This window comes from Salinimicrobium profundisediminis (assembly GCF_026241755.1).
In the GTDB taxonomy this organism is placed as follows: Bacteria; Bacteroidota; Bacteroidia; order Flavobacteriales; family Flavobacteriaceae; genus Salinimicrobium; species Salinimicrobium profundisediminis.
On record NZ_JAPJDA010000097.1, the window covers coordinates 1 to 2,011 of the forward strand.

Consider the following 2,011-nt stretch of genomic DNA (forward strand, 5'->3'; position numbering starts at 1 on the left):
CTGAAATACTGGGAAGTCAGACAATGACAGTGTCTCTTGCGCTTGCCACTTGTCTGCTTTTCTAGATATAATACTAGGAAACGAATTAAGGAGCATTAACAAGGATGAGACTAACAAACTATACGGATTATTCTCTCCGTGTTTTAATATTTTTAGCTCTAAAGGGATCTGAGAAATTAAGCACCATTCAAGAAATAGCGGATTCTTATAATATCTCCAAAAATCATTTAATGAAGATTATTCATCACTTAGGGCAATTAGGATATGTCGAAACTATACGCGGACGAAATGGCGGAATTCGTCTTGCTAAAGACCCAAAGGACATTAATATTGGAAAGGTAGTCTACGAAACAGAAGAAGACTTTCACATTGTTGGCTGTTTTAAACAGGGAGAAGGCTATTGCTCCATTTCACCGGCTTGTAAATTGAAAAACGCCCTATACGAGGCATTGCAAGCTTTCCTGAATGTTTTGTACGGATATACATTAGAAGATTTTGTTTTAAATAGAATAGAATTAAATCATTTATTTGAATTTAGAGATGTCTGACCATGTAGCTGCTGCTTTTGGGAGGCATTTTTTTTACGCGTTGGATAGGTATGATTACCTAAATTAGAGGAGAAACCTGTCTCTCTAAGCAACGCCAAACCGGGTCTATGGACCTGTCCCTAAAACCCACAACCCCTTCTGCACTCGAATTTGTGTAAAGATTGTTAATCTATAGTTACAATTATCGACAAAACTTGCCAGTTTCTATATAATAAAGTAGGATATTTTCATCATGATATAAGTACTATTTTCTGAATATGATAAAGGCAAACTTATCGAAAGGTAAGGACGCAAAGCTACGAGTCTAACATCCGTATGGATAATGATAGTCGGGTTGCCAAAATTAATGTAAAGTGATTAATTGGCTATCCTTGTCTAGGATAGCCTTTTTTATACTTATAAAAAGTATAAATGAGCAGCGCAGAAGAAGGCTCGATGCAGTGGCTGGTTTTAGGACTGTAGTATAAGTGCAACTAAGCCTCTGTCTGTGTCCTTTTAGGACTTGTCACTCGGCAAGTTTTCTTTATGTTTATTAGGCTCAGGTTGGAAAAGAGTGCAGTACACAGCAAAGTAGAAAACGACAACATAAAAAGGAGATTTAGAGGATGATTGTAGTAGATAAAAAGAAATATATGATGGCCATTAATGAGAATCAGAAGGAAGTTCATGTCCAGGTGCGTGCAGGCGCAATGAGAGAAGAAGATGCAGCAGAGTATATGGGAGATTTGCAGGAAACAATTAATCGGGTGCCAAGACAAGAGTACACATTTGTTATTGATGCAACGTATCAAAAGCCGACTCCATCAAAGGTTGTTCCACAGATGGAACAAACGATGAAGTTTTATAATTCCCTAGGATTTAAAGATTTCCTCGTTCTTAAGCCAACTTCTAAAATTGCTCAGGTTCAAATTAGAAATGTTTTAGAGAGAATTGAATTTACCGGTACTTTTGTGGATCAATTACCTCATTCGATTAAAAGGTAATTCAGCAAACAGCAATCAATCTGAATAAAGGGAGATAGCATATGCAAACGACACAATCACTATATACATACCGTATAGTAGAGCAGGAACAGACAGATTTGATTTCAAAGACAGCTGAATGTTTGGCACGCTCTTTTTTTGGTGTTGATGTTTCAGGGAAATGGGTGCAGGAGCCTATGGTTGGCCAGCTGAATTTTGAATATGAAGACCTTTACGATTTTATTCATGGCTATTTAACTTCTGTTGCTGATCAAGGATATTGTGCAGTGGCTATGGATGAGCAGGACCAAGTAGTAGGAGCTCTTGTTGGCGATACGAATGCACCTGAAATTATCGGAGAAGATATTTTCGAAGGATCTTTTTCTGATATGAATATTCTTCTTAGTGTGCTCGAAGATGTGGATACAATAACTTTTTCTGAAGTTTTTTGGATTTGTGGTCAGCAGTAGTGAGGTAACAAGTTATGAACAGCAGCAGCTA

Annotated in this window: 3 protein-coding genes and 1 riboswitch; all 3 genes read left to right on the plus strand. The window is 37.4% G+C overall.

The features are described 5' to 3' along the window. The first annotated feature begins 104 nt into the window (after positions 1–104). The 3 genes from OQ279_RS18825 to OQ279_RS18835 all read left to right on the plus strand — a co-directional run bounded on the left by OQ279_RS18825 (position 105) and on the right by OQ279_RS18835 (position 1,980). Entirely contained in the window at positions 105–548 is a 444-nt protein-coding gene (locus OQ279_RS18825) for an Rrf2 family transcriptional regulator (protein WP_266071411.1), read from the plus strand. Between the two features lie 255 nt (positions 549–803). After that, a riboswitch (cyclic di-GMP riboswitch) is annotated at positions 804–890 on the plus strand. A gap of 263 nt (positions 891–1,153) precedes the next feature. After that, positions 1,154–1,531, plus strand: coding sequence for a hypothetical protein (locus tag OQ279_RS18830; RefSeq protein ID WP_066450492.1), 378 nt, complete (start codon positions 1,154–1,156; stop codon positions 1,529–1,531). Between the two features lie 41 nt (positions 1,532–1,572). Then, positions 1,573–1,980: a hypothetical protein gene (locus OQ279_RS18835; protein ID WP_266071414.1), complete on the plus strand. Its 408-nt coding sequence runs from the start codon at positions 1,573–1,575 to the stop codon at positions 1,978–1,980. Positions 1,981–2,011: the final 31 nt, after the last annotated feature.

Bases quoted from the DNA above. Each gene is read 5' to 3' on its own strand.
- OQ279_RS18835 (WP_266071414.1), top strand. From the start codon at position 1,573: ATGCAAACGACACAATCACTATATACATACCGTATAGTAGAGCAGGAA.
- OQ279_RS18830 (WP_066450492.1), top strand. From the start codon at position 1,154: ATGATTGTAGTAGATAAAAAGAAATATATGATGGCCATTAATGAGAAT.
- OQ279_RS18825 (WP_266071411.1), top strand. From the start codon at position 105: ATGAGACTAACAAACTATACGGATTATTCTCTCCGTGTTTTAATATTT.